Raw genomic sequence first — 5,451 nt, 5'->3', positions numbered from 1 at the left:
GTCGGCAAATGGCCGTCCTGCGCCTGACGAATCTGCTCGCGGGCNAGGTCCTGGCTCAGACGCGCCTGCAGCAGCGACAGGTTGCGGTTCTCCGCTTCCTTCAGCAGGGCGTTGACCGCCTGCGGCTTGTTGGTTTTAAAGCCGTTCACGTTCAGGGAGGCCAGCTCCGGATAGTAATTACCGGTGACTTGACGCAGTCCTTCGACGGCGTTGTCGAGATCGTTACGCGCGGTGACTTCGTTCGCCAGCACGGCATCGTATTGTGAACGGGCGTTCTGTACGTCGGTGATCGCCACCAGGCCTACGTTAAAGCGCTGCGTGGTTTGATCCAACTGGCGGTAAATAGCCTGTTTCTGCGCTTCGGTATAGGAGAGCGTGTCGATGGCGGCCAGCACTTTAAAATAGGCCGTCGCGGTATTCAGAATCAGTGTTTGCTGATCGGTCTGATACGTGACATCCTGAATCCCTGCCGTTTTTTCCTGCAGCGTCAGGGCGCGCCATTTCGACATATCAAACAGAACCTGCGTTAACTGCAGCGAACCGCTGGTGACGTTAGAGTTGACGCCGTTGCTGTCGCGATAGCCATTGGTATAGGTATAATCCGCTCCCAGCCCAAGCTGAGGCAGTAATGGACTGCGCGCTTCGTTGATCTTTTCGAACGCGGCGTCACGATCGGCTGCCGATTTACGCAGATCGGGGTTGCTGATGCGTGCCTGCTGGTAAACCTGAAGCAGGTTTTCCGCCTGGCTCATGGCGCTGAACCCGGTCAGGCTCAGGCCGATAAGAATGGGGAGCAATTTCTTCATTTGCATTCCTTGTTGTGAAGCATTTAGCGCTGGTCTAATTCTAAGAAAAATTCCGCTGATTGTATCGATTCTGCCGCCGTAAAAAGTTGGCGTTACGTGCCATCCGGCGGTAATTTGCACCAATCTAACATACGGACCGTAAAACGGTAGCCAAACGGTTTGGAAATCCCTAATTTCAGATTCGCAGGACATGACAATGAGCAAACCCACGCAGCAGGGAATTACCTTCTCCAAAAATGATGTAGAAATTATTGCACGCGAAACGCTATATCGTGGTTTTTTTTCGCTCGATTTATACCGTTTTCGCCACCGCCTGTTTAACGGCGGCATGAGTCGCGAAATCACCCGTGAAATTTTTGAGCGCGGGCACGCCGCCGTCTTGCTACCCTTTGACCCGGTGCGCGACGAAGTGGTGCTGGTCGAACAAATCCGTATCGCCGCCTATGATACCAGCGAGAGCCCGTGGCTGCTGGAGATGGTCGCCGGCATGATTGAAGCGGGTGAAACGGTGGAAGATGTTGCCCGTCGGGAAGCGCTGGAGGAGGCCGGGCTTGAAGTTGGGCGGACGAAACCAATATTAAGCTATCTGGCCAGTCCCGGCGGCACCAGCGAACGGTTATCGATCCTGGTGGGAGAAGTTGATGCATCGACGGCAAAAGGCATTCACGGCCTGGCCGAGGAAAACGAGGATATTCGGGTGCATGTGGTGAGTCGGGAGCAGGCTTACCAGTGGGTAGAAGAGGGGAAAATCGACAACGCAGCCTCTGTCATCGCCTTGCAATGGCTGCAATTGCATTATCACAATTTACGAAATGAGTGGACAAAATGAAGCGTTATACACCTGACTTCCCTGAGATGATGCGCCTGTGCGAGACCAATTTCGCGCAGTTGCGCCGCCTGTTGCCGCGAACGGATGCAGCGGGTGAGAAGGTAAGCTATCAGGTGGGAAGCGCGCAGTATCGGTTAACGATAGTTGAATCGACCCGCTACACTACTCTGGTGGCAATAGAGCAGACTCTGCCTGCAGTGAGCTACTGGAGCCTGCCATCGATGACCGTCCGCCTCTACCATGACGCCATGGTGGCCGAAGTGTGTTCGAGTCAGCAGATCTTTCGCTTCAAAGCGCGATATGATTATCCTAATAAAAAGTTGCATCAACGCGACGAAAAGCATCAAATTAACCAGTTTTTGGCCGACTGGCTGCGTTACTGTTTAGCACATGGAGCGATGGCGATTCCGGTTTGTTAGCGTCGTTAAACCTAAGGACACCATTTGGAAAGCCTGTTAAACCTACCTCTGGCTGGTGAGGCCAGAGTCAGGATATTACAAATTACTGATACTCACCTGTTTGCTGAAAAGCATGAAACGTTGTTAGGCATCAATACCTGGGATAGCTATCAGGCCGTACTGTCGGCCATTCATGCCTCACAGCGTCCATGCGATCTGATTGTCGCAACAGGCGATCTGGCGCAGGACCACTCCTCCGCGGCCTATCAGCATTTTGCTGAGGGCATCGCGAGTTTTGCTGCACCCTGCGTCTGGCTACCGGGCAACCATGATTTCCAGCCGGCGATGTACAGCACCCTGCAGGAGGCGGGCATTTCCCCTGCCAAGCGCGTGTTTCTCGGCGATCGCTGGCAGATCCTGCTGCTCGACAGCCAGGTGTTTGGCGTTCCCCATGGCGAGCTGAGCGACTTCCAGCTGGAGTGGCTCGAACATAAGCTGGCGGAGGCGCCGGAGCGCTATACCTTACTCCTGCTGCACCATCATCCGCTGCCGGCCGGCTGCAGCTGGCTGGATCAGCATAGTCTGCGCAACGCCGGCGCGCTGGACAGCGCGTTGAGCGCCTGGCCGCGGGTGAAGCATCTTTTGTGCGGCCATATTCATCAGGAACTGGATCTCGACTGGAATGGCCGGCGCATGATGGCGACGCCGTCGACCTGCGTCCAGTTTAAACCGCACTGTGCCAATTTCACTCTGGATACGGTGTCACCGGGCTGGCGCTGGCTGGAGCTTCACCCTGACGGGACGCTGACCACCGAAGTGTGCCGCCTGGAAGGCGCCGCGTTTCATCCGGATATTGCTTCACAAGGCTACTGATGGCGACGCTCCTTTATCTGCACGGCTTTAACAGCTCTCCGCGCTCGGCGAAGGCGACGGCGTTAAAAACCTGGCTGGCGCAGCACTATCCTGAGATCACCATGGTGGTGCCGGAGTTGCCGCCTTACCCGGCGGAAACGGCGGAGCTGTTGGAGTCCATCGTGCTGGAGCACGGCGGCGAGCCGCTGGGGGTCGTAGGGTCGTCGCTGGGCGGCTACTACGCGACCTGGCTTTCGCAGTGCTTTATGCTGCCGGCGGTGGTGGTTAACCCGGCGGTGCGGCCGTTTGAACTACTAAACAATTTTCTCGGCCACAATGAGAATCCATACACCGGGCAGCAATATGTGCTAGAGTCTCGCCATATTTACGATCTCAAAGTCATGCAAATCGACCCGCTCGAAGCGCCGGATTTACTCTGGCTGCTACAGCAGACCGGGGATGAAGTGCTTGATTACCGCCAGGCCGTTCATTACTACGCCTCTTGCCGGCAGACGGTAGAGGAGGGCGGTAATCACGCATTTGTCGGCTTTGACGATCATTTCACTCAGATTATCGAATTTCTCGGCCTGCGCTAAACGGCCCTGAACGACCTACGAATACACACCATGACGCAATCTTCATATAATGCTGATGCCATTGAGGTACTCACCGGGCTAGAGCCGGTGCGCCGCCGTCCGGGCATGTATACCGACACCACTCGTCCTAACCATCTTGGTCAGGAAGTTATTGATAACAGTGTGGATGAAGCGCTGGCAGGCCACGCCAAACGCGTGGAAGTTATCCTTCATGCCGACCAGTCCCTGGAGGTCATTGACGATGGTCGTGGGATGCCGGTCGACATCCACCCGGAAGAGGGCGTGCCGGCGGTTGAGCTGATCCTCTGCCGGCTGCATGCGGGCGGTAAGTTTTCCAATAAAAACTATCAGTTTTCCGGCGGCCTGCACGGGGTGGGGATCTCGGTGGTCAACGCCCTGTCAAAACGCGTGGAGGTCAACGTGCGTCGCGACGGTCAGGTCTACAGCATCGCCTTTGAAAATGGTGAAAAAGTGGAAGACCTGCACGTCACCGGCACCTGCGGCAAACGCAATACCGGGACCAGCGTCCATTTCTGGCCGGACGAAAGCTTCTTCGACAGCCCGCGCTTTTCCGTTTCACGTCTGACCCACCTGTTAAAAGCGAAAGCGGTGCTGTGCCCGGGCGTGGAAATTGTTTTCCGCGACCAGGTGAACAACAGCGAGCAGAGCTGGTGCTATGCCGATGGCCTGAACGATTACCTGAGCGAAGCGGTGAACGGCCTGCCGCTGCTGCCGGAAAAACCATTCGTCGGCGCCTTCTCCGGCGAGACGGAGGCGGTGGACTGGGCGCTGCTGTGGCTGCCGGAAGGCGGCGAACTGCTGACCGAAAGCTACGTGAACCTGATCCCGACTATGCAGGGCGGGACGCACGTTAACGGTCTGCGTCAGGGGCTGCTCGACGCGATGCGTGAGTTCTGCGAGTACCGTAATATCCTGCCGCGCGGCGTGAAGCTGTCAGCGGAAGATATCTGGGATCGCTGCGCGTACGTGCTGTCGGTGAAGATGCAGGATCCGCAGTTCGCCGGGCAAACCAAAGAGCGTCTGTCGTCGCGCCAGTGCGCGGCGTTCGTCTCCGGCGTGGTGAAGGACGCCTTCAGCCTGTGGCTGAATCAGAACGTGCAGGCCGCGGAGCTGCTGGCGGAGATGGCCATCTCCAGCGCTCAGCGCCGTCTGCGCGCCGCCAAAAAAGTGGTGCGCAAAAAGCTGACCAGCGGTCCGGCGCTGCCGGGTAAGCTGGCGGACTGTACCGCCCAGGATCTGAACCGTACCGAGCTGTTCCTCGTCGAAGGGGATTCGGCGGGCGGCTCAGCCAAGCAGGCGCGCGATCGCGAATATCAGGCGATCATGCCGCTGAAGGGCAAGATCCTTAATACCTGGGAAGTCTCCTCCGATGAAGTGTTAGCTTCGCAAGAAGTGCACGACATTTCGGTGGCGATTGGTATTGACCCGGATAGCGATGATTTAAGCCAGCTGCGCTACGGTAAAATTTGTATTCTGGCGGATGCGGACTCCGATGGTCTGCACATTGCCACCCTGCTGTGCGCGCTGTTCGTAAGACATTTCCGTACCCTCGTGAAAGAGGGGCACGTCTACGTGGCGCTGCCGCCGCTGTACCGTATCGACCTCGGCAAAGAGGTTTACTACGCGCTGACGGAAGAAGAAAAAACCGGCGTGCTGGAGCAGCTAAAGCGCAAGAAGGGCAAGCCAAACGTCCAGCGCTTTAAAGGGCTCGGTGAGATGAACCCGATGCAGCTGCGCGAAACCACCCTTGACCCGAATACCCGCCGCCTGGTGCAGCTGGTGATCAGCGATGAGGACGAGCAGCAGACCACGGCGATAATGGATATGCTGCTGGCCAAAAAGCGTTCGGAAGATCGTCGCAACTGGCTGCAGGAGAAGGGCGATATGGCGGATCTGGAAGTGTAAGACCGCACGCTGCGCCAGACGTAAAAGGGAGCCTCAGGCTCCCT

6 protein-coding genes are annotated in these 5,451 nt (G+C 57.0%); 5 read left to right on the top strand and 1 reads right to left on the bottom strand.

Annotated features, from left to right (window positions below):
• On the bottom strand, positions 1–752 hold a 752-nt coding region (locus VZP09_RS17290; RefSeq protein WP_442910128.1), incomplete at its 3' end, for a TolC family outer membrane protein.
• A gap of 250 nt (positions 753–1,002) precedes the next feature.
• Here VZP09_RS17290 and nudF point away from each other — a divergent pair.
• Genes nudF through parE form a run of 5 tightly spaced genes read left to right on the top strand, consistent with a single transcriptional unit; the run spans position 1,003 to position 5,407 of the window.
• Positions 1,003–1,635, top strand: a complete 633-nt coding sequence (nudF, locus tag VZP09_RS17285) for an ADP-ribose diphosphatase (RefSeq protein ID WP_016532683.1) — start codon at positions 1,003–1,005, stop codon at positions 1,633–1,635.
• Positions 1,632–2,054 carry a DUF1249 family protein gene (locus VZP09_RS17280; protein WP_002916847.1) on the top strand — a complete coding sequence of 141 codons (423 nt, stop codon included), beginning with the start codon at positions 1,632–1,634 and terminating at the stop codon, positions 2,052–2,054. The genes nudF and VZP09_RS17280 overlap by 4 nt, the downstream gene beginning before the upstream one ends.
• Positions 2,055–2,078: 24 nt before the next feature.
• The gene (gene cpdA, locus VZP09_RS17275; RefSeq protein ID WP_328795299.1) at positions 2,079–2,906 is read left to right on the top strand and encodes a 3',5'-cyclic-AMP phosphodiesterase; all 828 of its coding nucleotides are present in this window, start codon (positions 2,079–2,081) and stop codon (positions 2,904–2,906) included.
• Positions 2,906–3,481, top strand: a complete 576-nt coding sequence (gene yqiA / locus VZP09_RS17270) for an esterase YqiA (protein ID WP_002916845.1) — start codon at positions 2,906–2,908, stop codon at positions 3,479–3,481. The genes cpdA and yqiA overlap by 1 nt, the downstream gene beginning before the upstream one ends.
• 30 nt (positions 3,482–3,511) lie before the next feature.
• A complete protein-coding gene (gene parE / locus VZP09_RS17265; protein ID WP_002916844.1) occupies positions 3,512–5,407 on the top strand; it encodes a DNA topoisomerase IV subunit B in 1,896 nt (631 codons plus the stop codon).
• Positions 5,408–5,451 lie beyond the last annotated feature (44 nt).

Source organism: Klebsiella sp. EMBS2024, from assembly GCF_036233805.1.
GTDB classification, from domain to species: domain Bacteria; phylum Pseudomonadota; class Gammaproteobacteria; order Enterobacterales; family Enterobacteriaceae; genus Klebsiella; species Klebsiella pneumoniae.
The sequence above is the reverse complement of the archived record's forward strand: the minus strand, read 5'-3'. Positions and strand labels throughout refer to the sequence as shown.